Source organism: Pseudoalteromonas sp. OFAV1 (assembly GCF_021532595.1).
GTDB lineage: Bacteria > Pseudomonadota > Gammaproteobacteria > Enterobacterales > Alteromonadaceae > Pseudoalteromonas > Pseudoalteromonas lipolytica_C.
The window spans coordinates 15,618-40,201 of record NZ_JAKGBG010000007.1; the positions used below are offsets into that span (position 1 = coordinate 15,618).

Consider the following 24,584-nt stretch of genomic DNA (forward strand, 5'->3'; position numbering starts at 1 on the left):
TAATATGCAATCAATTCCGATGACAGTTCGTGGTGCAGCATTACTGCGCGAAGAACTTAACGAATTAAAAACAGTTACACGCCCAAAAATTATTGCTGATATCGCTGAAGCGCGTGAACATGGTGATTTGAAAGAAAACGCTGAATACCATGCTGCTCGTGAGCAACAAGGTTTCTGCGAAGGCCGTATTCAAGAAATCGAAGCGAAGCTTTCAAATGTGCAAATCATCGATGTAACTAAAATGCCAAAAACTGGCAAGGTTATTTTTGGCACTACAGTGACTATCGTTAATGTTGAAACCGACGCTGAGGTGAAATACCAAATCGTAGGTGATGATGAGGCAGATATCAAAAATAACTTGATCTCTGTTAACTCGCCAATCGCACGAGGTTTAATTGGTAAAGAGGTAGACGATGCCGTTATCATTAAAACACCAAACGGTGAGGTAGAGTACGAAATCATTGAAGTTGAGTATATTTAATAGCTTAACCAAGCATTGATAAAAACCGCGGTTTACTACCGCGGTTTTTTTATGCCTGTTTACAGGCGTGGATTTATTCGGTACGTTGGCTATTATACAGTCGTAATGAAGGAGTAATAATGGCAAAAATTCAATATCCTAAACCGCTTGAGCAAGGTGATAAAATAGCCATATGTGCTTTTTCATCAGGTGTTGATAAAGTCTTTCATGAACGCTTAGACATAGTACTTAATGGCTTAACTGCCAAAGGTTTTACTGTTATTGAAGGTGCCTGTTTACGTCATTCACACAATAGTGCAAAGCAACGTGCTGATGAGCTAATGCAGTATTTAACTGATGATTCAATAGCAGCCATTATGCCGCCATGGGGCGGTGATCTTACCATGGAAATTTTACCTCTTCTGGATTTCAATGCCATAAGTAAAGCAAGGCCTAAATGGTTGGTTGGCTTTTCAGATATCAGCACGTTTGCGTGTGCATTAACAACTCGTTGTGGCTGGGCAACCTTGCACGCTGCAAATTTAATGCAAATTCACCCTGACGATCCCGATGTTTATTTAGCAAATATATTCAGTGCCATGTCACTTGAAGAAAAACAGCAACTGCATCAAGTCGCGTCGCCTTTTTATCAGCAAAAGCCTATTGATTATAAAGCTAAGCCTGAGGCTCAATTTGACTATACCGCTCCAAGCCAATGGCGATGTATTAACTATAAAGATAAACGCCAAATTGAAGTGTCTGGACGCTTAATTGGCGGCTGTTTAGATACGTTAGGTCTGTTGTTACCCTCAAATTACTATGCATTGCATGAATTTAAAAAGCAGTATGCGCCTGAGGGATTAATTTTATACCTAGAAAATGCAGAGCTTAGTCCGATGGCTCTTGCACGTTGTTTGTTATCGTTAAAGTTGAATGATGTTTTTACTGATGTAAATGCGGTGGTATTTGGCCGCAGCCCTGCAATTAATAACGACTGCTACTTTGATGAATACCAAGCAATAGAGCTCGCATTTAAAGGTAATTTATTCCCAGTTATTGTTGATGCCGACATTGGCCACGTAGCCCCTAATTTAGCATTAATTAATGGTGCTGTTGCCACAATAACAGCAGATTTGTGTGAAGGTATGGCGAGTAATGTGGTTGTGAAGACTGACCTAAAATAACAATTATGCAGGCAAAGCCTGCATAATCTTTAGGCTTTAAACTACAGTAATCACCGCATCTTTATCTAAACGCGATTTTGGTAATGCAGCATTATAATCTTGCTCTGGCTCGTGATAACCAATAGCGAGTGCCACTTCACATACATAACCATCTAACTCATCAGCAAAAAGCTCACCAAGTAAGTCTTTATCTACGCCTTCCATTGGGGTTGAATCTATACCTAAACGAGCGACAGTATGCATGGTATTACCTAAAGCAATGTAAGTTTGAGCTTTTGTCCAATGTGCGTTAACTCCTTGCTCATCAGTATTTAAATCAACGAAAGCGAATGCGCCAAATGCTTGCTCTTTGTTTTCTGCTTTTGTACGACCATTGGCAATATCAGCATCGATTACCTTTTCATAATCAGCACGTTTATAGCTTGGGTTATAAGCAAATAAAATGGTGTGTGATGCTGTTTTAGCATGTAGTTGGTTAAACTGAAACTTATTTGCAAAACTATCATGCAAACGTTGCTTAGCTTGATCTGATTCGATGACTACAAATTTCCAAGGTTGAGAATTAATAGACGATGGCGATAAGCGTAATGCTTCTAAAATTACAGCTAAGTCTGCTTGGCTAATGTGCTTTGAAGCGTCGTAACGTTTACTTGTGTAACGGCGTTGTAAGTCAGAAATAATAGGGTGTGTCATGATTTGCTCCCGCATGTATAACAATTAGGTGCAGTTTACGCCTTGCATACTTTGCGATAAAGCGCATAATCGAATAAACATTATCAAAAAATTTTAGTTAATATGCTGGTTGAAGATCTCAAATTAATCCTCAAGGTTGCTGAGTTTCGCAGTATTACAACCGCAGCAGCAAAGTTAGACATGCGAGCCGCTACCGCCAGTGCGGCAATTAAACGTGTTGAAGCAGCGCTGGGTGCTGAGTTATTTGTTCGTACAACTCGTCATTTGCGCTTATCTGCGGCTGGGGAGCGCTTTTTACCTCAGTGTCAGCAAGCAGTGCTCATGCTTGAGCAAGCGACACTTGCTTTAAAAGGTGAGCATGATGAAATCGAAGGGGAGCTAAGAGTCGCACTATCGTCAGATTTAGGCCGCAATATTATTATTCCTTGGTTAGATGAGTTACTCGATGAATATCCAAAGTTGAGTATGCGCCCGCATATTAGCGATAGTAATGTCGACTTTTACCGAGACTCCGTTGATTTCGCACTTAGGTATGGCTCGCCATCTGATTCAAACTTATATGGTTTTAAAATTTGTAATGTGCCACGACTGTTATGTGCGACCCCAGAGTACATTGCCGAATATGGCGCGCCAACACATCCTGATGAATTAACCCAGCATCAAGGTTTATTTTATCAACTTCAAGATATCATTAATAATGTCTGGGATTTTACCGATGGAACCGAACGTTTTAAGGTAAAAATGCAAGGCCGCCGAGCATCTAACGATGGTGACTTGGTAAGGCGTTGGTGTGTGGCTGGTAAAGGCCTTGCGGTTAAATCATGTATTGATATCAGTGATGATTTGCTAAGTGGGCGGGTAGTGCCAGTAATGCAAAATTACCCTCACTTATGTGCAGAGCTTTGGCTAATATGCCCAAGCCGTCAGTCAATAACACCCGCAGTTCGTTTAGTTCGTGATATATGCCGAGAAAAAACCAAGGCGATTCTCAATCAACTGATTGAAAAAGGGATTTTAGATAAGCGGGTACTCGATAACTAATTATTTTAGGTATAGAGTAGCTGAGCTTGTTTATTGTAATTTCTCAATTGCTTGTTTGGCACTTTCACTGTCAGGGTTTAGTTTTAACGCACTTTTGTAACTTGCTAATGCCTTTTGTTTATCACCGGCAGCTAAATATGCTTCACCTAAACTGTCAAACGTATTTGCGGACTCTGGATAAGATTGGTTGTTGAGTTCAAACACTGTTATTGCGGCGTCTAGCTCACCCATCTGCATTAATTCATAGCCAAAGTAGTTTAGCGACCTTTCTCTTGGCGTATTATCATCACTCACCATTTGCTGATAGGTTTTCTTTAACCCTGCAATACCTTCATGTTTAAATGCGTTATAAAGTTTACTATCTGCATGCTCTGTCGCTTTTTCGTAGGGTTTGCCATAGTAGATTGCAAGTAAGCCATTAGTCATGGGAGTGAGTGGCGCACCACCGGTGTTATTTAAAATGATAACCAGTAATTTGTCTTCGATTATCCTACTTATAAATGCATTAAAACCATTGATGCCACCACCATGTTGAATACGTGTTAGGGCTTTTCCATAGGTGCTTTTATCAAGATTTGTTACTTCCCATCCAAGCGCATAATTTCTTTGCTCAGAAACTTGATACATCTGCCTCTTATACTCTTTGTTCAATAACTTATCCGAGTAAAGAGCTTGATCCCATTTTAGTAAATCTCGTGCTGTTGAATACATAGACCCAGCAGCATACGGGATAGACATATCTAAATAATCAGTATTGCTATAGCCTGCTAGGCCGTTGTCGTAACCCGATACGCGAAATTTAATGATTTTATTGTGAGAATCATAGCCTGTATCCTTCATATCGAGTGGATCTAAAATGTTCTTCTGTAATACGTCTTGATATTTTTGACCTGTTACCTTTTCGATTACCGCCCCTAAAATAAAGTAGCCAGAATTGCTATAACGAAATTCAGTGCCAGGCTCGAACACTAGATCATCACTACATAGCAAGCGAATAAATTCATCAACACTGTAGGGGTTTCGGCTGTACTCATCACGAAACGATTTTGCTTGAGTATAATTACCAAGACCAGAGGTATGATTAAGTATTTGGCGAAGAGTAATTTTAGTGGCTATATCATGTCTGTAGTCAGGTAGGTATTTTGCAAGGTGATCATCGAGTTTAAGTTTACCATCTTGTGCTAATTGCAGAATTAACATAGCGGTAAATTGTTTGGTAATTGAACCAACTCTAAATTTACTTTTATCACTATGCTTTATATCCCATTCAAAGTTGGCATAGCCAAAGCTTTGTTCAAACAGTACTTTTCCATCTTTTGCGACTAATACATTACCATTAAACTGCTTGTAGTCATGAAAGCCTTGGATAAAATCAGCCATCTCTTCCTGCTTGTTTTGGCTGTGTGCAATGCTTGAAGTTGCGAGTAAATAAAAAACTACAAGCAACCTTAATTTCTTACAGAATATGTTCATTACTGTCCTTGTTATTTGTTGGTTACATTAACCTATGTAAAACCTCATTGCGCATGGCTTGATTGATAAGGCTTACCATTCTGGTGTGGTCTAAATTACTGTAATGCACTACAGATACACTCCCATTTTGAAGTGCTTGCCAATAACCAGCGGGGCTTATTGGATCTCCGTTGCTGAGATAGAGTGTTGTTCTAACTGATGGTTGTGTGTAATTGAGTAGGGTGATTAAATTTCTTCAATACCACTGTCTCAAATCACCTCTTCACAGTGATTTTCCCTTCCTCACAATAACTTAGCAATCAAGCAGCAGTAATGCAATTGGATAATATATAAACAAGGATTATATGAAGATTGTATTACCACCTAGCGGTAAATCCTCGATTATCTATGTGAACAAAACCACCGTGGTGAGAGGCGGGTTTATAGCGACCGATACCGCCGTTATAGCGGCTCTGTTTTTGAAATTTTTCGAACACTTTATAAAGTACATCAACATCAGCAATCGTTAGTTTTCCATCGCCATTTAAGTCGTCCATTCGGCCATCGCCATTCTCATCTATATATAAGTCAAAGGCATCACCATATTGGTGTCGGCTGTGTTTGCCATTACCAATAGAGCGGTTGTAGTGGGGAGTTCGATAGCCACTAATAAAGGCAAATTTGCTGACTTTAATCCCTTCACTTTGTACAAACGTGAGTAACTCTTCGAGCATCATCAAGCCGTCGTTATTTATATATAAATATTTTGGAAAGCTACTCACTTGCTTACAAATTACATTTTTAATTTGTACATGAGGAGTAAGCTGACGTGATAAGTCTTTTTCAAAAATTTCGATAAATCCGTTTGGCGCAGTGTACTGTGGGTAATTCTTATAAGGGGCAGGGTATAGCCCTATTTGGTAATTATTCAATTGTTTATTGCCTGAATTGAAAGGTTTTTTCACGATAATGAGCAAGTGTTTAGTGACTTTACCATTACTCAGTACTAGGTTGTAGAAACCCGCATTGTTGGGCGCATTTATGGCAATGCTGGTTGGTCCTAGTCGTGCTGTTTCAACATCTGAAACAGCAGTAGGAGTAAAATCAGCCGTGTTATCAAGAGTCAGAACTTGGTTTGCATCTAAAATTAAACTATGTAACGTGTCACTTAGCTCAATGGCTAGAGTCCGCTGGGCATTGATAACGAAAAATAGATAAAAAATAACACGGCTTAATTTCATAATTTTCCTTAAATTGAATTATTAGCTAATGGCGTAGTTAACTTTTTTAATAGTTCTGCATCGCGGTTATAAACATCGCTATAAAAATGAAGACCTTCCTGATCGTTCCCTGAGACAGTCCAGTACATTAATAGCACGTCTAATGGTTTAGATAAGCTAACTTTTTTAGTTTCTTTTGCGGCAATAGTGTCATCAATGTCACTGCGAGACCAATTATCTGAGGTTCCTAAGATTTTTTCAGCTAAGGTGAAAGGATCATCGACTCTTACACAACCGTGACTAAATGCACGTTGGTCTTGCTGAAATAGGCTTTTTGCTGGTGTATCGTGCAAATAAATTGAGTATTTATTGGGAAACATAAATTTAATTTGGCCTAGCGAGTTATTCTCTGATGGTTGTTGTACAAACCAGTACGGAAAGTTCTTCCGGCTTGCATTTGCCCAATCAATACTCTCACTATCAACTGGGTTACGACGGCTATCAACCACAACAAAGTCTTTTTCATTTAGGTAGTTAGGATTTTCTTTCATTTTTTTGATAATGCCACCTGAAATACTGCGTGGAACAGTCCAAGTTGGGTTCATCACGATATAACTCATTTGACCTTTAAAAATAGGCGTTTTTGTGTAATTTCGACCTACTACTACGTTGGTTTGCCATTTAAGCTTGTTATCTTCAAATAAATACAACTTATAACCAGCTATATTTACGATCAAAAAACGTTCTGTGAGCGTATTATCAACCCAGCGAATGCGTTCTAAATTAACTAAAATATCATTCACATATTCGCTGTAGTCTTTATTGAGAAGTTTTAAAGTTGCACCGCCAATAATACCATCGTCATCAACTTGATGAGCGTATTGAAATTTTTTGACAGCATCAACAAGTTCATCATCATACTCGTGAGCATCTGATAGGTTACCAGTATAATAATTTAAGCGATGTAGTTTTTGTTTTAAGAGCGGCACTGCTGGGTCTGTTTGACCCGGTTTAAGTGCTTTACTTTGCAAGGAAATTGCAGGTAGCTCACCTTTTGCATCAAGCTCTCGGTAAAATACTAGCGCTTTCTTTAACCTTTGATAATGGGGTAATACGGGCTTAAGGTTGTTTAATCCTTTATCAAGACTCTTAGATTTTACATGTTTGAGTAAAGAAGCTGCTGCAGCATCAGGGCTGACATCAAATTGTTCATAGTTCCATGTAGATGCTAGCTGTTTTGGGTTAACTTTACCGCGGATCAAATGTTTCGCATAGGTCATAATTGCGTCAGTCATTAGTACGTCAAACTGTGCCTCGGCTGCATCAGTGCCACGTTTATCTACTTCATCTATAAGTGCCAGTAATGTATCAAAGTGATAATCGTTGGGTGAAAGACCTTCAAGTTCTGACTGTGCGACTAAGTTGAGTACTTGCTTTGCATATTTAATGTCAGCCCAAACTTGCTCAAAGCCATTTGCCTTGTATGTGGCAATGGTCATTTCAGGGGAGTGGATCTGCTGTTCTTCAATGGTGTGTGATTCACCAATGAGAATAGGTTCAAGCTGTTGTTGCAAGTATTGGTTTTCGGCTAATACAGGTGTGCCTAATAAAAAACAACTAACCAAAGCCGTTTGACGAAAAAATTTCATAGCTATGTCCTTATAACGTATTAGGTTTGAGCCAGAGACTCATTTATTAAATGCTAATTTAAGCTTAGCAAAGCAATACAAAATATAGGAACAAATTTACTTATTTTTTAGTAATAGTAATCCGTATTAATATTAAAAACAGAACACTTTACCTAGTGAGTAGATATATTACCAAGCAGTAATTCTTAGTCATTTTGATGAATTAAATCTATCGTTAAAAATTACTTATTACGACAGCATGAATACCAGAGCAATAGCAATGCAAGAACAACTCAATAACAAAGTTTTTGCTTTGTAATCAACGAGGTTTTATTGTTTCAAAATAGACCTGTTAATTAAGTGAATAGATATAAAAACGCTTGGCAAACTACTTTGCCAAGCGTTAGGTTGGGATAGTGGAATATTATTAGTTACTACTTGTCTGTAACTCAGATTCAGTTGGTGTTTTTTTACCTTTCAGCTTACTTATTAGGCGTTTAAAGTCCTCAAGTGCAACGTACTGACATGGAATTAATATCAGTGTAATAACGGTCGCAAATAACACACCAAAAGCAAGTGAAACGGCCATTGGAATAACTATTTTAGCCTGTAAGCTTGTTTCCATAATGATTGGTAATACACCAATGAATGTGGTGATTGAGGTTAATAAAATAGCTCTAAAACGTCGGCCACCAGCCTGCATCACAGCCTCTTTAATTGCTACACCTTCAGCGCGGGCTTTATTAACAAAGTCGACCATTACTAGCGAGTCATTCACTACAACCCCGGCAACTGCGATGATACCGAATACCGATAGGCTACTCATCGTCATACCTAAGATCATGTGACCGAACATCGCACCAATTACGCCAAATGGAATAACCGACATAATAATGAATGGTTGCGAGTATGAGCGTAGTGGAATAGCAAGTAACGCAAAGATAATCATCATTGATAAAGCAAAATCACGTACTTGCTCTGCGACACTGTCCATTTCTTCTTGAATACGGCCAGCTACATTACTTTCTACACCTGGGTAACTTTTCAATAGGCTAGGTAAGTAGTCGTCACGAATTTCTTTAGCAATGGCAAACGGCTCTGCTTGGTCAGTATTTACCGCAGCCCATACGTTTACGGTACGTTTAGCATTTTCACGGCGAATGCGGTTTACGCCATCAACAATATTAACCTTAGCGACTTCAGCAAGCGGCACTTCCACGCCAGTGGGTGTAATGATACGTGCATCTGTAATGTCACTTACTGCATCACGAGATTCACGAGGGTAGCGGATCATTACTTTAATTTCTTCACCATCACGTAAAATACGTTGTGCTTCAAGGCCGTAGTAACTAAAGCTGACTTGTGATGCCACATCCGAAAGCGTTAAGCCTAAGCTGTAAGCAAGCGGTTTAAGTTCAAGTTGTACTTCATCGGTTGCTGATTGTAGTGAGTCATTAACATCACCCACACCTTCCATGCTATTTAATTTCTCTTTTAACTTAGCCGCAACCTCTTTTAGCTTGTTGATATCTTTGCCTTCAAGGCGGAAGCTCACATCGCCGTCATCACGACCTCCGTTCATGATACTATCTTCAATATTAAGTGTTTTCACCCCCGGTAATGGTGGCATTTGTTCGCGCCACATAGCACTTAATTGGAATGTATCAATAGGGCGTAAATCGGGTTCAACTAAAATTGCCATGATACGAGCACTTGTACGACCGCGTAAACTAACCGATAAGTCGCGGATCATTGCTTGACCATATTGCTCTTCAAGTTGTTTATCGACATCTAAAATCAGCTTTTCAATTGTTTGTGCTGTCTCAAGAGTTGCTTGCTCAGATGACGATAAGTTCATTTCAACAGAGATACGAGGGAAATCATGCGGAATTTTAGGGTTCGCAACAAATTTCACTAAACCACCCGCAAACATACCGCCACTGACAATAAGTACACAGATAAAACCAACAATCACTGTGTAGCGATAGTGAATACAGCGACCAATAAATGGAGTGTAGTAATTATCAACAAAGTTTTTCAGGCCTTTATCCATACCTAAGCGTAAACGGTGTAACGGGTTTTTAGGATTCGCAGGTTTATTTTTCATAGCCGCTAAGTGAGCCGGTAAAATTAGTTTTGACTCAATCAATGAGAAAATTAAGCAAAGGATAATTACACCACCAATGGCTTTAGAAAACGCAGAGCCAGGGCCTGATGCCAATGTTTGCGGTAAGAATGCGGCAATTGTGGTTAACACCCCAAAGGTTGCTGGAATAGCAACGCGTTTTACGCCGCGTACTACGTTATCGAGGCTGTGACCGTGTTTTTCAATTTCAGCACTGGCTGACTCACCAACCACGATGGCGTCATCAACCACAATCCCCAGCACCAGTATAAATGCGAATAAAGAAGCTAAGTTAACTGTGATGTCTATAAAGCCCAGAGGCATCATTAAAAATGCACCTAGGAATGACACAGGTAAACCCATCATGACCCAAAATGCTAAGCGCAGTGGCAAGAATAGGGCAAGTACCACCATTACTAAAATACCACCCCACACCATGTTGTCGATCATCATGTTTAGACGACCTTCAAGGTAGTAAGTTAAATCAACAATCGGTGATAGTTTTACACCAGCAGGAAGCTGTGGCGCTTTATCTGCTAGGTATTTTTTTAATACCGCAGCAACTTTAGTGATGTCTTGATCTTTTGATGCATTTACTTCAAAAGTCAGTGAATTTTTACCGTTGTACTTAGAGTATTGTAAGCCTTCTTCAAAGCCATCGTTAATTGTTGCTACATCACCTAATAACACCTGTGCGCCATCAGGTAGGTGTAATAAAGGCAGATTTTCGAACTCTTTACCACGATATGCTTGGTTTTCAACACGCATTGAAATGTAGCCATTTTCAGAGCGAATTTGACCCGCTGACATATTGGCAGAGAAGCTACGCACGGCTGTGGCAATATCACGGAAAGTTAAACCATACTCACGTAGTTTATCTGGGCTGATTTCAATGCCAATTTCGTAGTTTAAGCCACTGTAAAAGTTGACCAAGTTTATTTGTGGTAAAGCTTGTAGCTCATCTTTTATGTCGTTACCAAGCTCTTTGAGCTGGTAGTTACTCATATCGCCATACAAAGCGAGTATCATGACTTCTTGCTCAAACTTTTCGCGGCGAACAATAGGGCGTTCCATCTCAGCAGGGAAGGTATTGATTGAATCAACCTGCATCTTGATTTCGTCGAGTACTTCTTGCGGGTCGTATTTTTCTTCGATTTCTATCCAAGCTTGTGAAAAGCCACGGTTTGAATAAGTAATTAAACGTTTAATGCCTTCGAGGCCCTCTAAAGACTCTTCGACCTTAATGGTTATACCTTCTTCTACCTCTTGTGGCGCAGCCCCAGGGTAAACAGCTTGAATACTGATCCAGTTACTTTCAAACTGTGGGAACATTTGTTTACGCACCGACATTGCTGTCAATAAGCCGCCCACTAAAATGAAGATCATAAGTAGGTTTGCAGCAACTGGGTTGCGAGCAAACCAGGCAATAAGCCCTTTTTCTCTGTGCGTGGTCATGGCTTATTCCTCTTTTAACGCTAACTGCGTTGTTGGCACACTTAGTTTTGCATTATCTAGCTTGACTGCCATGCCTTCAGTTGGGTATTCAAGAGCAGAGGTAATAAGTTGTTCACCATTAGCAAGGCCATTATCGGCGATTACCATGCCATTTTGTTCGCGCACTATGTTAAGTGTTTTAAAAGTAAGGGTTTCGCCATCTTGTAAAACGGCTACTTTATTGTCTTTAACTAAGTGATGCGGAACAACAATTGCGTTGTCTAATGCATGGCCTTCAATGGTGGCATTAATGTACGAGCCAAAACGCAGAGGTTGCTTTTGCTCATAAGGCGTTGCTACTTGTGCTACTAGGTAATTCATACGGCTGCGTTGGTCAACAACCCCTTCGCTACGAACAATAGTCGCTTGCCACGTTGTTTGTTTACCTGCAAATTCAGCGTTAATTGATACGTTAGCACCAATACCTTGATTGTTTAGGTATTGTAGGTCTTTATCTGCAACAGGTAAGCGAATTTCAGCCAGTGATGTTGAGCTTAGGCTACCAAAGCTATTGCCTGGGTTTACTACACTGCCTAAACTAATTAGTCGCTCGTCAATAATCGCATCGTATGGCGCTTTAATGTAAGTGCGCTCAAGGTTGCGTTTGGCGCGTTTAACACTGGCTTGTGCTGCACGGTAGTTTGCAAGTTTTTCCGCAAGTTGAGGTTTACGTAAATAAAGCTCAGAAGGGATAACTTGGTTTGAGTCACCTTTGATGCGGTCCCACTCAGCTTGTGCAACAGAGACTTGTGCGCGTTCAATTTCAAGAGCAGAGCTTGCTTGCGCTAGACCTGCTTCTGCCTCAATGAGTGCAGCTTCGTAATCATTTGGGTCAATACGTGCTAGAATATCGCCTTGCTTAACAAATCCGCCTTGTACAAACTGTTCAGACAGCGAGACAACCTGGCCACTCACTTGTGCAACTAGGTCTGTGTGGTTTTTTGGTTTGACAATGCCGTATGATTTTACATCGAGTGTTACAGCATCAAAACTTAAAGGTTTAATTGATACAAGCGGACGCGTATCTTGTTCTGGTTTTTCTGCTGGCGGCTGCTTCATTGAAGCAAATGCGAATGCCATTCCTAGTCCGCCGACTAATACGGCGATTGGGAGAATGATTTGTTTTTTACTAGCCACGGGATAGTCCCTCACGGTTGACGGTAATTAAAAATAAATTTGATAGGCTAAGCATACGCAATAAAGTGTTTACAAGGCGTTCGAAGATGTAACAAACCATTACACATATTACAAAGGCGCTACAAAGGTTCTATAAGAGGTACTCAATGACAGATAAAATGGCATGTAGATTAGGCTGTGGCGCCTGTTGTATTGCACCCAGTATTAGCTCTCCAATTCCTGGGATGCCCAACGGGAAAGCGGCGGGAGAGCGCTGTATTCAACTTGATGATAATAATCTATGTAAATTATTTGGCGATGAATCAAGGCCTAAGGTGTGTAGTGACTTTTCTGCCACTATTGATGTGTGTGGCACCACTAACGAACAAGCACTTTATTTAATTACTGAACTTGAGCAGATGACTTAGTTTTGCTTAAAGTTTTGTAAAATCGCTGTCTAATTAAAAAGTTGTGCTTTACTAGTTAACAATTCTATTTGCATAAAAGGATTTTTAGATGTCAGCGATTGAAATTATTTTACTCGTTATTTTTCTTATTTTCCCCGTTATAGATTTAGTATTAGAAAAATATAAATCGAATAATAAAAACTTTGAATATTGTAAGACATCAGCTGTACTGTGGTGCCTGACTGGATTGCTAATTTTCTTATATTATCAAGGTGAGCTCCCAGTAACTCCTCCAATCATTTTGCCGAGCACTATATGGAAGACTGTAATTGCAGGCACACTTATTTTTTTATTTATTTTCTATATGATTTATGTGATGTACACAATTGTACAAAGTGAAAAGATAAGGAATGAAATTGTAACTTCTTTACAGCATAGCAGCGACAATCTTAATGATTTAATGCCGAAGTCTCGTTCAGAACTTTTTATGTTCACCTTTGTTGTTTCAGTGACTGTGGGCGTCTGTGAAGAACTTATTTTCCGTTGGTATCTATTAAGCGTTATTGAATTACACAGCTATTGGATCACAGCAGCTATTGGAAGCAGTCTCGTTTTTGGATTATGGCATGTTTACTTAGGCTGGCAGCATGTAATTAAAACAGCATTAATAGGCTTAGTATTTTGTGGTTTATACCTTTATTTTGAAAGTATTATCTTAGTTATTTTGATTCATATATTGATGGATGTGTATTCAGGACTAGCCGCTTACTTATCTAGGAAGGAGTCACCAAGGAGTGCTGGTTAAACAGCGAGTATAGGTAGCGCTAAGAGTATATTGTTCGCCACCGACGGGAGAAAGGGTTTCTAAATAAATAAATAAATTATAATTGCTCTTTCATCTTTATGAGTTTAACGTTAAAAAATGACATTAGTTTAAAGGATTAAATAATGGTCAATTGTATTTCAGCTTTTCTATGCTTTACCTGTTTTCTTTTGCCTATTACATGTAATTCTTCATCTATAGAGACAGTAACAGTTGATGTAACTATGGGCTATAACAATGGCTATTATGGGGACTCGATAGATGATTCAGAAAGCCTTTTTGATGATATGCTTGTTTTCATTAATGGTGATTTTGTCGGTGAAATGGTTGATACGGTTAATATCACACTCAATGTTGACCCAACTATAGAAAATAGAATTTCGTTAATTGGCAGGGTGTCTTCATTTGGCGAGGTGACTTTAACTGAAGAGAACTACCAAACTAATTCAGTGTATATTCCCCTTAATGAAAATCATGGTTATGCTGAGTGGGCAAATATGTCTGTCTCCAGTATTACAGAAAATACGATAGATAAAAACTTCTCGAGTTTTGACATTTCGTTCTCACATAATAAATTACCGATAGATATAGATGAAAATCCCTCTTTTATCATTAATTTAGCCAGAGTTGACGGTAGAGAAATAAATCTAGAAAAACAATCATCTGTTGATATATCACATTATTTCCATGTTGAGGATGGCATACTTACACCTAAGTCTTTCGAGGAGTTTAAATCATTTTTTAGTTCAAGGGCTATATTTGGCGAACTCACTTTAATGGTTTCTGCTAGAGGTAAAAAAGTGGACGTTGATTATTTTGGAGAAGTTAATTTCTATTTGGATACTTATAGGTTAGATGGAAAACTGACCGCTCCAACTTCAAATAGTAATGTTGCAGTTGGTAATGTTGAAATCACCTTCTCTTATTTTTTAAATAGAAAAAAGCTGTTTAAAAAAGTAGTTACCGATGAATATGGCTTTTTTAGTATAAAATTACCCCACGCTAATTTGTCATTTTTAGCTAAGAATTTTTATGAAAATACAGAGTATATTTTAAAAGGAGAAATCTCCGCTGAGCAGTCACGCAGTAACATTAATTTTAACCTTATGACCGCGGGCGATAAAAATGTCAAGGCTTCAAATTACCCGAAGGGTAAGATAGTTATTAAAAAACTTTCTATATATGAACCAAGCTATTACCATTTGCTTAATAGTAATCGAAGAAGTCATTTTATAGATGCTTGTAGAATGAAGAATCATGATCATGGATATATTTTTAAGTGTGTGGATATCATCCAGCCTTAACTCTATGCTAACGGCCGCCAAACTCAGAGATTAAGTGAGCTTGTTATCAGCTTATATGCATTCTTCATAGAGTAACAATTTTTGGAATATTAATTGTGATACCTAATTCTAAAATACTAATAAAAAATGTTTCGGAGATTGAAACTTATGATGTTATTGCATCGGAATAGAGCCTAAATATAGCCCTTTACGAACAAGTTCTAAAAGATTATTGGCATGAGGTTATAGCAGATGCGCAAAGCGCAGGTACTGATATTTGGGATGGGCAGTATTATCGATTAGAAAATATCGATGAAATACAACAAGGTTCATTGCAATTAAAGCTGAGCACTATCTCATATTCTACAATTCGCTCTTTAATGAAATTAAGCAAACAGCAGAGCCTAGCGAGTTGTTACTTTCCATACCATATAAATACAGGATCGTTAATTTCGACAAGTGATGACTTTTTTGTGTTTGGTAAAAAATCAACAAAGTCAGACACTTATTTTCTTGGCCTTATTGGCGGTGGCCTTCAAAGGGATGAGTTAGAAGTAATGCAGGCCGATGATATTAAAAAGAACATACTAAAAGAAGCATTTGAAGAAGCGAATATATCCAGTTCAATGATTGATTGGGTAGACCTTAATTCATTTCTTCTAACTAATACGATGAGTGTCGTTATAGTTTTTAATATCAAACTAAATGTAGATAAAGGCCAGTTGTTAAAATCATTCGAAGGCCGAGTTGAGAATGAGCTTTCGGGCTTACAATTTTTTGATCAACAAAGTGTGAATGAATTTAGCCACAAAGAAAATATCCTTTCTTATTTGAGCTTAATACCGAAGCTTGTGAGTAATTTTTAGCTAGATAATATTATTTATGAATAGTAATAATGCCAGTCAATTGACTGGCATTATTGTTTTTGCTTACCACGTATAAGTAGCGCTAAGAGTATATTGCTCGCCGCGACCGGGGGTACCCGGTACTTCTTCGAATGATTCATCCCAAATATTGTCAGCTGCAAAGGTAACAAACACATTATCAAGCTGGGCAGGTGTGAATTTTATCGTTAACTGTGTAAAGAAGGCTTCATCATCAGAGCTACGTAGGCGGTTACTGTGTTGTTTACGCCATTCGTTATCGATACGTAGCTCAAGCACATCCATCGGTTGCCATACTGCGCCCAGTGTTACACGGTGATCAGGGTAGTTCAGCGCATAAAAGCTCGCATCAATATCTGCCGTACCATAGTCTTCTGACTTCTCTAAATAGGTGTAGCTGGCAATCAACTCAGTGCTTTCAAACGATTTATTCGCTAAAAACTCAACACCGAAGGTGTCTATATCAACCGGGTTTGCAAAACGAGCTGAGGTTGCATCAAAGCGATATGTCCAATCGGTAAGGTTTTTATCTTTGCGGTAGAAAATAGCTGAATCTAAACGCCACGAAGACTGTTCAATCAGTAAACCTAGTTCAAGGTTATCGGTGGTTTCGCGCTCAAGGCTGTAGTTACTTCTGAATAATCCGCCCGTTTCACTGCCGCCAATTGCTGTATAACCAGGAACTTGTGTTGCTTCGGCGTATGATGCATACCAGGTATGTTCACTGCCATTTTGATGAGCTACTTTCAGACTTGCATCGGCAATAAATGAGGTAGCTGAGCTATCACGGTTTGTATCATCAAATGCAGCACCAATACGAATAGTAAGCTCTTTGTTAGCTGCAAGGGCCGCCTTGTACTCAGGTAAGATACTGAGCTTAGTGTAATTGCGTGACGTAAAGTTGTTTTCAAGAGACGTTGATTCAATTTCATCAGCAATAAATTGGCCAGCATAATTAATAGCATAGCGGTTATTTAAGCGGTGACGCCCAGAGAGTGCCAATGACTTAACCGTGGTTTCGTGAAACGCTTCAAAAATAGCTGGGTTTTCACGAGATAATACATAATGGTCGTTATGTTTGCGATAATAACCAGTCACTTCAAGGCTATTGCCCTTACCATAAATTTGCTTGTGATTGAGCATGAAAAGCTTGGTTTCAAGATCTTCGGTTTCGTTAAAATTAAATGGTGTGTAAAGGTTTGGCCAACCAAAAAACTTCTCTTGGCGTCCAAACATAAAATCGGTTTGCGAGGTAGAGCTTGCAAGTTGAATACGCGCTGAGGCACGTTCAAAGTCGTGGTCGCCATTCTCAATTGAGCCATCGCTTTTTGAGTGTGAGTATTCACCCTCAAAACCTAATCGCCAATCTGGTTTACTATCCAGCTTTTGGCTATGGGCAGCATGAATGCTTTGTAAATTAAAGCCATTCGTACCTGTGCCAAGTGAAACGCTGCCAGTGCTTGTGATAGGGCGCCAGCCAAATGAAACTGTGCCAACCGAGCTATTCATACCATAAAGGGCATTATCAGCACCTGTAAGTACTGAAGGGCCTGTTAGCATCTGTGGGGCAATTGGAATTTCAGCAAAGTAGTGGCCAGATTGAGGGTCAAATAACGTACTGCTACCAACACGAAAGCCGGTATTTTCAAAGATACCACCACGAATGGTTACATCAGCTTGTGCTTCAGCCATATTGCGCGATTGCAAATCGACACGTGGGTCATATTCTAAATTTGATACCGGCGCATCAAAAGTACCTACAGGTTCTTTATTTGCGGTTGCTGAAACTTCAACGGTGATTTGTTCAATGTTGTTGGTGTCTTCTGCTAGCACTGAGCAAGTGACGAATAAAGCGGGAAGTGTAAGCTGTACTGCGCGTACCATCTAAAACTCTCTTGATTTTGTTTAATCTGGGGTAGTGGGCTAGTTAGGCGCACTGAAAATTGCGGGTATTGTATCTGAATCACTGAGTTATACCACTCCAACCAGATTTCAGCAGGCAATAAAAAACCGCGCTAATTATTGCGCGGTCTTTTTACTAAAACGGTGTTTAGTTTTGATTAATAGATTGCGGTGGGAAGTTACTTAGAATGTTAGCAACGGTTTCATTGATAACTTCAGTGCGCTTTTCAGGTGATTGATTCTTTTGCAAACGACCTTCTTTAGCGCCACGCCAAACTAACTGGTTAGAAGCGCGGTCAACTACGTCTAAAATTAATGTACCCACTTCGTATTCGCGAGTCGTTGTTTGCGTGTTATAACCCATGCCCCAGTAATTCCAGCGTGCACCGTAACCTACGTTGAAGGTATCTACATCAATTTTTGTATCAACTGACGCATGATAGTTAATCAGTACATCTGCTTGTGCCATATCAACAAGCTTCATACCGCTTTTTTCAAGTTCAGCATTAACGGCTTCACGCACACGTTTTTCCATTAAAGGACTAATTTGGTAGTTCGCTACGTTTTTAGTTAAGCTCGCATTAGGTACCCAAGAGAAGGTTTTATAATTACTAAAATCTGCTGATTTGTCGTAATCCCAGTCAGGCGTTTTAGCACAGGCCGCTAAAAATAATACAGCCGTCGCGATTAATAAGTTCTTCATATTGTTTGCTCCTTGGCAAATTTCCACTACTTGATTGATAACATAACATAAAAATAATTCAACGGAATGATTATTTAAAAACTATGGCACATTTACAAAAAAGTACTGTAATAGTTTGTAATAAATACCCAAACAACCTCAAGATGCGAGTTTCAGTTGGAATTAAAAGCGATTTAGGCAAGGCATTGATTGCAAGTAATAGTGGTTCTATTGTTAAAATCAATAACGCAGTATAAATCGTTTTTAAACCAACCCTTTGGGCGCTTCACAGGCACTTACTCTCATCGTTGTTACTTCTTAAAAGGGATTGCCATTGTTGCAAAGTAACGCCTTGATATTAAGCACCTGTGAAACGCTGAATTCTGCATCTTGAGGTGGCTTGGGTATAATTATCCTTGACTGAATCAATGATTAATTTTCGGATTGAATGCTGTGTTTGAGCTCTATCTAACTCATTCGTCCAGAAAGTATTGCGAATTATTTATAGTTATTTTGACTTATAAAGCACGATGTAGGAGAAAAAGGTGAACTTTTCAAACGACAATAAAAAACCGTGCTAGGCGCACGGTTTTTCAACTAAAACAGAATTTAGATGTTATCAGTTTTTTGTGGTGGGAAGCTACTAAGAATATCTGCAACTGTATCTACGATTGCATCAGTGCGCTCTTGTGGTGACTGTTTCTTTTTTAAACGACCTTCTTTAGCTCCACGCCAAACAAGTTGATTTGATGATTTGTCAACAACATCTAAAATCAATGTGCCAACATCATATTCATTCGTAACAGTATACGTGTTGTGGCCAACACCCCAATAGTTATACCCCATGTTCATTGTTTGAACATTAATTTTGGTATCAACCGAGGCATGGTAGTTTAAAAGTACATCAGCTTGTGCCATATCAACTAACTTCATGCCATTTTTTTCAAGCTGAGCATTTACGGCCTCACGCACACGTTTTTCCGTTAAAGGGCTAATTTGATAGTTTATTACGTTTTCAGTTAGGCTCGCATTAGGTACCCATGAGAAGGTTTTATAATTACTAAAATCTGCTGATTTGTCGTAATCCCAGTCAGGCGTTTTAGCACAGGCCGCTAAAAATAATACAGCCGTCGCGATTAATAAGTTCTTCATATTGTTTGCTCCTTGGCAAAATTTCCATCATTTAAATTAATAACATAAAACAGTAATAATTCAACTAAATGATTTACGGTAAATTTACAAAAGAGTCAGTAATAGTTTGTAATAAATACCCAAACCACCTCAAAGTGCGAGTTTCAGTTGGGATTAAAAGCGATTTAGGCAAGGCATTGATTGCAAGTAATAGTAAAATCAATAACGCAGTTATAAATCGCTTTTAAAGCAACCCTTTGGGCGCTTCTCAGGCACTTACTCTCATCGTTGTTACTTCTTAAAAGGGACTGCCATTGTTGCAAAGTAACGCCTTGATATTAAGCACCTGTGAAACGCTGAATGCTGCATCTTAAGGTGGCTTGGGTATAACCATCCTTGACTACAGCAATGATTAATTTTTGCAATTAAGCACTGTGTTCAACTTCTATCCAGTCTTTTTCATCAACCCAGTTTTGCGCACCATCTTTCACTGTACGAATTGGGACGATGTAATCACAGCTGACTTGTGGTTTAACTGAGGCAAAAATCGGCACAAAGCCAAAGCTAAGAGCGGTTTCGATAATTGCTTTTTGGTTTTGTGGGTCGATATCAGCTGCTTCATCGATATAAATCGGAATACGATACAGGTTTTGCTCTTGATCACTTAATAAATAACGAATAAACAGCATGCCACAAAGTAGCTTAATGGTGATACGAGTACCGTTAGAGCCGGCTGAGTCTATTTTTTCGAAGTGTTCAGTTTCGCCAGCACGATTTACTACTTCAAAACGAATATCAAATAAGTCGGTCAGTGTTAAACCTGCTTTTTCTGAGGCAAGTTTAATTAAATGATCTTTCGCTTCGTTTACCGCAGACTCGCTATAAGGCTCTTGACTTAATAGGTCTAGAGTATCGCCTTGCTCAAACTGGTTTGAGGTACTGATAATGGTATCAATGCTATCAACTAACATCTTGCGCGGAATAACATTAATTTTGAATGCTTGAAGGTTAGAGATCCGATGCTGACTGATGCCTTTATTAAAGCTGTTCATTTCGCGGCGTAGGCGGTCTAAGTCTTCACGCAATCCTTTAATGGTGGCGGCTACTTCGGTTAACGCAACTCGGCCTTGACGCTCAACAGCATCGCGCTCGTTATCAATGTTATGAAACGCGCTAATAAGCTTTTCGTATTTAGTAAACTCATCGTTTTCGTTATCAAACTTAGTAATACCCGCATTATAAATATGCATGTAGGTGTTACGTACGTTGATATCAAAGTTGCGTAGTTCTTGGCAGTCTTTGTTAAAGTGATGAATAAGATCACTTAAATTATCAAAATCAATACTGATTTCAATCATGTATGGCGTCACTTTGCCTGAATAAAAATCAAGCGTGTGATCAATACGTTCTGATTTAACTTGGCGTAAACGGTCAGCTTGACGCGCAAGCAGATCTTTTTTCGATTTAATAATTGAGCGACGGTCGCTGATTGAACCACTGTTCTTTTGAATGTCTTGCAGGTAGTCGTCAACTTGTTCGCGCTCTGCATTTAATTGCTCTTTTAGTAGAGTTTGTGCATCGACAGATTGCTGCATCACTTCAAATTGTTCAAAGCGTTTTAATGCTTCTTCAGAGGCCATTAGCTCATCATATAGGGCATCTTTTTCTTTTTGCTTTTCGGCGACATTCGCAGCGACTTCACGCTGCTGTTTAAACTCTTTCAGTGAGTTTTCAAGAGCAGCGAGTTGCGCGGTTAATTGCTCTTTATTTTCGCCCGTTTGCATCTGCACAGGACTTAGCTTTTTAAGTTTAATCGTCGCGCCAGGAAGAGTCAGTACACCGCCTTTAACATTGGCCGATAACTGCTCTAAAAACTCACCAAAGGCATCTTCGTCTGTGATCTCAACATCACCATTGCTGGTGGTGGCAAACGATAAGATATCTGGGTTTAGAATACGCGAAATCTCTTCAACTTCTTTCAAAGATAAATCTTCACGCATACGAGTGAATAAATTGAACTCGAGATTCTTTAACTGCAGTTTTAAGCTCTTAATTTGCTTTTGTGTTTCGCTAATGCGGTAATCAAGGGTGTGTAAGCTTTGACCTTGGGCACTGCTTAATGAATGCGATAGCGATTCATAATCTTGCTTAAGTTGCGTAAGGCTTACTTTTAAAGTGGCTTTATTCACCAATTCAAACTCAGATTTAAGCGCTCGATAGTCTAAAAACCATTGTTCAATTTGTGTTTGCTTACGTTCAATATCACGTGATTGCTGAATATACAGCTGCTGCTTTTGTTCGAACTCATGCTTTTCGTGTTCGATATCTTCAAGGGCAATATTTAGCTCAGATAGTTGCTCTTGTTGATAGGTTTCAAAGTCAATCAGTGCTTGGTCAATTTTTGGCGCATAGGCAGCAAGCTTACCTTTTAAAACTGTTTGGTTTTCAAGCATAGACTCAAGAGCTGCGATAGGCTCTTGCATTGACTCAAGGGCTTTTAATTCACGTTTAGCGCGATTCACTTTATCGAATGAACGTCGCCACACTTCATAAAAGTCGACCCGTGAGTTTGACATATGACGCTCAAATACGCGTAACATAAAGCGTTTAACATCGCTGGCACCTAACTTATGCAAGTTAAGGATACGGCGGAAAATTTCTTTGTAAATTGCTGAATCTTGCACGTTATTGAGGGGGATCATCTTTAAGTTGATATCGCCATCAAATGGGGTTGCGCCGCCAGTGAGTAGGGCGTTTAGCTCCTGCGCTTTTAATTCAATTGGATTGAAGCCTTGCTCTTTTAAGTGATTAAAAAGCTTGGTGAATTTTACAATGGTTTTGCCTTGAGTGTAGTGTTCAAGGTTCAACTTACCTTGGTAGCAAAAAAACTGATGCGCGTAACCAGCAATTTTACCAAGGCCGGCAACACCAATCACCACAGGGCCATTAGGTAGGTCAGCTTCGAGTAAAATATAGGATTGGTCTGACGAAAAGTAGAATTTTCGGGTTTCGTCTAAATCGTGGCCATCCCATTCTGTTAAACGTAAATCATTGATCAGTGGAAATTGCAGGGCATTAATTACCGAGCTTTTACCGGTATTATTAGGTGCACAGATTGAACTACTTTTATCCAGCGGGATCACGCATTTTGCATAGCCAGCGGTATTTAAAAGCGCAAGTTTGCTGAGTCCGTATAGGCTTTGGCTTTGCATTATTCGTCATCTCCTAGGTAGGTTTCTTCGTTTACTTCCATTAATGCATCGATATAACGATAAATAGGTGCTTGCAGCATAAAGCCATTTTCTACTTCGCGAGCAAGACCTAAACGTACCATACGAAGGTAAACGTCTTTGCGTAAATCTGAGCCTGAAAAGATTTCTAATTGATCAAACAGGTGCTTGTTGATTTGCACTAAGGTTTGCATTAGTTCAAGGTCGTTTACTTCGTCAAACAAGGCCCGCATTGGATCTTTACCAGTATTGGCATAGTGCTCAATCAAGATGTAGATAGTCAGTGCGATGGCACGCGAAATTTTACCCATATTTGGGGTGCTTTCGTCGCTGCCAAAATAGTAAAAGCCACGGCTATCATGTTGTAAGTCATGGCCAAGGGTGTTAAATAACGCGCGATAAGCATCAATGTGTTGATCAAGCTCTTGCCACATCAGCGTGTCTTGTTCGCTAATGTGGTAGCCTGATGTGAGCTTTTTATTAATAGCTTGCAGATGCGTTAAATCATCTAAATTAATATCTGTCATGGTTATTGCTCTGTTGCTTTTTTATCGTCAGCAATCGATGAGTTAAATGGGTAAAGAGAGAAGTGTTGCTGGGCAATTTTTATTTTTACTTTCTCTTGGCTTTGGCTAATCTCAAGGTCGCCATCGCTAATTAGTTTTTGATACAAGAACAGCATTTCGTCAGCCTCAAGATCTGGGTAGCTTTCATCTAAAAAACTAAGGAGTGGCTGAGCTTTTTTGCTGGCTTTTTTAAAGCGTCTTCTAAATTGGGTTTTAGCATCGTTGTAATCAGGAATATGCGGACTTTGATACGCAGGTACATCATCCTGTTCAGGAAGCTGATATTCATCGTGCTCAAAGTCAACTAAGCCTGCCATATAGGCCACGATATGACGTTGCTGACCAAGTGAAAAACGTTGCGCGTCTGAAACAAAGTTAGGCTGTACTGCACTTAACATGTTATCGACGCCATTTTTACGCACTAAACCAAGCACTTTAGCTGCTTGGCGAGTAATTAGGTTATTGCGGCGTAATTCTTCACGCAGCGGCATCAGCATATCGGCGCTTTTACGTAAGCTTTCACGACCAATTAAATGCATTTCTAAAATACGGGTACGTAATTGTTCAAGCATGCGCTTGTCTTGATATGACTTACCTAGGCGGTCAATTTGCTCTATTTGCGTGCTAATTTGCAATTCGATGGTATGAAAGCAAGCATGAAAGTCACCACGAATATCCACCATTTCCAGCATAGGCTCGATGTATTCATCGAACGCTTCAATGACTGCTTGATAGCGCTTTTGCAAAGATTGCACTGCGTTGTTAGCTTTGGCTTGTTCAACAATATTTAAAATTGCGTTTTCATTATGGGCAAACAATTTCATTATTTTGCGAACCCGATCATCCATAATGCGGCTAAAGCGGCGTAGCTCGTCGTAATCTTCAATTTCACCCGCTTTAGCAAGGCGGTTACCAAGGCGAGCAAGGTCATCAACGAGCACACTAATTTCTTGGGCAAGACCTAGGTGCTCTTCTTGTAGCAAGAAAGTTGCAAAATCGGCGATCGCGCGGTTGATTTCTAACTGCGATGACTTAGCCAGTGGAATAATGATGTCTTGATTCAATAAACGATTTGTTTCTTTATAAATGCGTTCATTTGACCAAGTAGGTTGTTTTTGTTTTATCGCATTTTGTACGTCTTTCAAGCTGAAATCAGCCATTTTAAAACGTTTAAATAATAGTTCTAACACCCCCCAATGCTCTGTAAGGGTATTTAATAACTTTTTAGCTGGGATCATAAGGCTCCAGTAAATTCAGACTTTG

At 39.3% G+C, this 24,584-nt stretch carries 19 protein-coding genes; 7 read left to right on the forward strand and 12 right to left on the reverse strand.

Annotated features, from left to right (window positions below):
* Positions 1 to 4 precede the first annotated feature (4 nt).
* A complete protein-coding gene (gene greA / locus L1267_RS05710; RefSeq protein WP_135924257.1) occupies positions 5 to 481 on the forward strand; it encodes a transcription elongation factor GreA in 477 nt (158 codons plus the stop codon).
* A gap of 119 nt (positions 482 to 600) precedes the next feature.
* The gene (locus tag L1267_RS05715) at positions 601 to 1,644 is read left to right on the forward strand and encodes a S66 family peptidase (protein ID WP_235382329.1); all 1,044 of its coding nucleotides are present in this window, start codon (positions 601 to 603) and stop codon (positions 1,642 to 1,644) included.
* 36 nt (positions 1,645 to 1,680) lie between these two features.
* Here the strand turns inward: L1267_RS05715 and L1267_RS05720 are convergent, their stop codons facing one another.
* On the reverse strand, positions 1,681 to 2,337 hold the full coding sequence (locus L1267_RS05720) for a nitroreductase family protein (protein ID WP_235382330.1): 657 nt from the start codon (positions 2,335 to 2,337) through the stop codon (positions 1,681 to 1,683).
* Between the two features lie 102 nt (positions 2,338 to 2,439).
* On the opposite strand from L1267_RS05720, the gene L1267_RS05725 reads away from it, so the two are divergent.
* Complete coding sequence (locus L1267_RS05725) at positions 2,440 to 3,378, forward strand: LysR family transcriptional regulator (RefSeq protein ID WP_138557653.1); 939 nt, start codon at positions 2,440 to 2,442, stop codon at positions 3,376 to 3,378.
* Positions 3,379 to 3,408: 30 nt separating this feature from the next.
* On the opposite strand, the gene L1267_RS05730 is transcribed toward L1267_RS05725, so the two are convergent.
* The 5 genes from L1267_RS05730 to L1267_RS05750 all read right to left on the reverse strand — a co-directional run bounded on the left by L1267_RS05730 (position 3,409) and on the right by L1267_RS05750 (position 12,434).
* Positions 3,409 to 4,758, reverse strand: coding sequence for a serine hydrolase (locus L1267_RS05730; protein WP_235382331.1), 1,350 nt, complete (start codon positions 4,756 to 4,758; stop codon positions 3,409 to 3,411).
* Positions 4,759 to 5,207: 449 nt separating this feature from the next.
* Positions 5,208 to 6,071: a D-Ala-D-Ala carboxypeptidase family metallohydrolase gene (locus tag L1267_RS05735; protein ID WP_235382332.1), complete on the reverse strand. Its 864-nt coding sequence runs from the start codon at positions 6,069 to 6,071 to the stop codon at positions 5,208 to 5,210.
* A gap of 8 nt (positions 6,072 to 6,079) precedes the next feature.
* Positions 6,080 to 7,699 carry a L,D-transpeptidase family protein gene (locus L1267_RS05740; RefSeq protein ID WP_235382333.1) on the reverse strand — a complete coding sequence of 540 codons (1,620 nt, stop codon included), beginning with the start codon at positions 7,697 to 7,699 and terminating at the stop codon, positions 6,080 to 6,082.
* Between the two features lie 406 nt (positions 7,700 to 8,105).
* Positions 8,106 to 11,258, reverse strand: a complete 3,153-nt coding sequence (locus L1267_RS05745; RefSeq protein ID WP_138557649.1) for an efflux RND transporter permease subunit — start codon at positions 11,256 to 11,258, stop codon at positions 8,106 to 8,108.
* Positions 11,259 to 11,261: 3 nt separating this feature from the next.
* The gene (locus L1267_RS05750; RefSeq protein WP_235382334.1) at positions 11,262 to 12,434 is read right to left on the reverse strand and encodes an efflux RND transporter periplasmic adaptor subunit; all 1,173 of its coding nucleotides are present in this window, start codon (positions 12,432 to 12,434) and stop codon (positions 11,262 to 11,264) included.
* Between the two features lie 158 nt (positions 12,435 to 12,592).
* Here L1267_RS05750 and L1267_RS05755 point away from each other — a divergent pair, with 158 nt between their 5' ends.
* The 4 genes from L1267_RS05755 (at position 12,593) to L1267_RS05770 (ending at position 15,792) form a co-directional block, all read left to right on the forward strand.
* Positions 12,593 to 12,841, forward strand: a complete 249-nt coding sequence (locus L1267_RS05755) for a YkgJ family cysteine cluster protein (protein ID WP_054562006.1) — start codon at positions 12,593 to 12,595, stop codon at positions 12,839 to 12,841.
* Between the two features lie 88 nt (positions 12,842 to 12,929).
* Positions 12,930 to 13,625 (forward strand): CPBP family intramembrane glutamic endopeptidase, encoded by a 696-nt coding sequence (locus L1267_RS05760; protein ID WP_235382335.1) that lies wholly within the window; start codon positions 12,930 to 12,932, stop codon positions 13,623 to 13,625.
* Positions 13,626 to 13,768: 143 nt separating this feature from the next.
* Positions 13,769 to 14,947, forward strand: a complete 1,179-nt coding sequence (locus L1267_RS05765; protein ID WP_235382336.1) for a hypothetical protein — start codon at positions 13,769 to 13,771, stop codon at positions 14,945 to 14,947.
* Positions 14,948 to 15,306: 359 nt separating this feature from the next.
* Positions 15,307 to 15,792 (forward strand): hypothetical protein, encoded by a 486-nt coding sequence (locus L1267_RS05770; RefSeq protein WP_235382337.1) that lies wholly within the window; start codon positions 15,307 to 15,309, stop codon positions 15,790 to 15,792.
* A 63-nt stretch (positions 15,793 to 15,855) separates the two neighbouring features.
* Here L1267_RS05770 and L1267_RS05775 read toward each other — a convergent pair whose 3' ends face one another.
* The 6 genes from L1267_RS05775 to L1267_RS05800 form a co-directional block, all read right to left on the reverse strand.
* Complete coding sequence (locus L1267_RS05775) at positions 15,856 to 17,694, reverse strand: TonB-dependent receptor plug domain-containing protein (RefSeq protein ID WP_235382338.1); 1,839 nt, start codon at positions 17,692 to 17,694, stop codon at positions 15,856 to 15,858.
* 166 nt (positions 17,695 to 17,860) lie between these two features.
* Positions 17,861 to 18,415, reverse strand: coding sequence for a DUF4136 domain-containing protein (locus L1267_RS05780; protein WP_135924267.1), 555 nt, complete (start codon positions 18,413 to 18,415; stop codon positions 17,861 to 17,863).
* A 588-nt stretch (positions 18,416 to 19,003) separates the two neighbouring features.
* The gene (locus L1267_RS05785; RefSeq protein WP_235382339.1) at positions 19,004 to 19,546 is read right to left on the reverse strand and encodes a DUF4136 domain-containing protein; all 543 of its coding nucleotides are present in this window, start codon (positions 19,544 to 19,546) and stop codon (positions 19,004 to 19,006) included.
* 404 nt (positions 19,547 to 19,950) lie between these two features.
* Positions 19,951 to 22,737, reverse strand: coding sequence for an ATPase (locus tag L1267_RS05790; protein ID WP_138558566.1), 2,787 nt, complete (start codon positions 22,735 to 22,737; stop codon positions 19,951 to 19,953).
* A complete protein-coding gene (locus L1267_RS05795; protein WP_235382340.1) occupies positions 22,737 to 23,282 on the reverse strand; it encodes a condensin complex protein MksE in 546 nt (181 codons plus the stop codon). The genes L1267_RS05790 and L1267_RS05795 overlap by 1 nt, the downstream gene beginning before the upstream one ends.
* Positions 23,283 to 23,284: 2 nt before the next feature.
* A complete protein-coding gene (locus L1267_RS05800; RefSeq protein ID WP_235382341.1) occupies positions 23,285 to 24,559 on the reverse strand; it encodes a hypothetical protein in 1,275 nt (424 codons plus the stop codon).
* Positions 24,560 to 24,584: the final 25 nt, after the last annotated feature.

Bases quoted from the DNA above. Each gene is read 5' to 3' on its own strand.
- L1267_RS05760 (WP_235382335.1), top strand. From the start codon at position 12,930: ATGTCAGCGATTGAAATTATTTTACTCGTTATTTTTCTTATTTTCCCC.
- L1267_RS05770 (WP_235382337.1), top strand. From the start codon at position 15,307: ATGAAATTAAGCAAACAGCAGAGCCTAGCGAGTTGTTACTTTCCATAC.
- L1267_RS05740 (WP_235382333.1), bottom strand. From the start codon at position 7,699: ATGAAATTTTTTCGTCAAACGGCTTTGGTTAGTTGTTTTTTATTAGGC.
- L1267_RS05790 (WP_138558566.1), bottom strand. From the start codon at position 22,737: ATGCAAAGCCAAAGCCTATACGGACTCAGCAAACTTGCGCTTTTAAAT.
- L1267_RS05755 (WP_054562006.1), top strand. From the start codon at position 12,593: ATGGCATGTAGATTAGGCTGTGGCGCCTGTTGTATTGCACCCAGTATT.
- L1267_RS05725 (WP_138557653.1), top strand. From the start codon at position 2,440: ATGCTGGTTGAAGATCTCAAATTAATCCTCAAGGTTGCTGAGTTTCGC.
- L1267_RS05775 (WP_235382338.1), bottom strand. From the start codon at position 17,694: ATGGTACGCGCAGTACAGCTTACACTTCCCGCTTTATTCGTCACTTGC.
- greA (WP_135924257.1), top strand. From the start codon at position 5: ATGCAATCAATTCCGATGACAGTTCGTGGTGCAGCATTACTGCGCGAA.
- L1267_RS05745 (WP_138557649.1), bottom strand. From the start codon at position 11,258: ATGACCACGCACAGAGAAAAAGGGCTTATTGCCTGGTTTGCTCGCAAC.
- L1267_RS05720 (WP_235382330.1), bottom strand. From the start codon at position 2,337: ATGACACACCCTATTATTTCTGACTTACAACGCCGTTACACAAGTAAA.
- L1267_RS05765 (WP_235382336.1), top strand. From the start codon at position 13,769: ATGGTCAATTGTATTTCAGCTTTTCTATGCTTTACCTGTTTTCTTTTG.
- L1267_RS05795 (WP_235382340.1), bottom strand. From the start codon at position 23,282: ATGACAGATATTAATTTAGATGATTTAACGCATCTGCAAGCTATTAAT.
- L1267_RS05730 (WP_235382331.1), bottom strand. From the start codon at position 4,758: ATGGCTGATTTTATCCAAGGCTTTCATGACTACAAGCAGTTTAATGGT.
- L1267_RS05785 (WP_235382339.1), bottom strand. From the start codon at position 19,546: ATGAAGAACTTATTAATCGCGACGGCTGTATTATTTTTAGCGGCCTGT.
- L1267_RS05735 (WP_235382332.1), bottom strand. From the start codon at position 6,071: ATGAAATTAAGCCGTGTTATTTTTTATCTATTTTTCGTTATCAATGCC.
- L1267_RS05715 (WP_235382329.1), top strand. From the start codon at position 601: ATGGCAAAAATTCAATATCCTAAACCGCTTGAGCAAGGTGATAAAATA.
- L1267_RS05780 (WP_135924267.1), bottom strand. From the start codon at position 18,415: ATGAAGAACTTATTAATCGCGACGGCTGTATTATTTTTAGCGGCCTGT.
- L1267_RS05800 (WP_235382341.1), bottom strand. From the start codon at position 24,559: ATGATCCCAGCTAAAAAGTTATTAAATACCCTTACAGAGCATTGGGGG.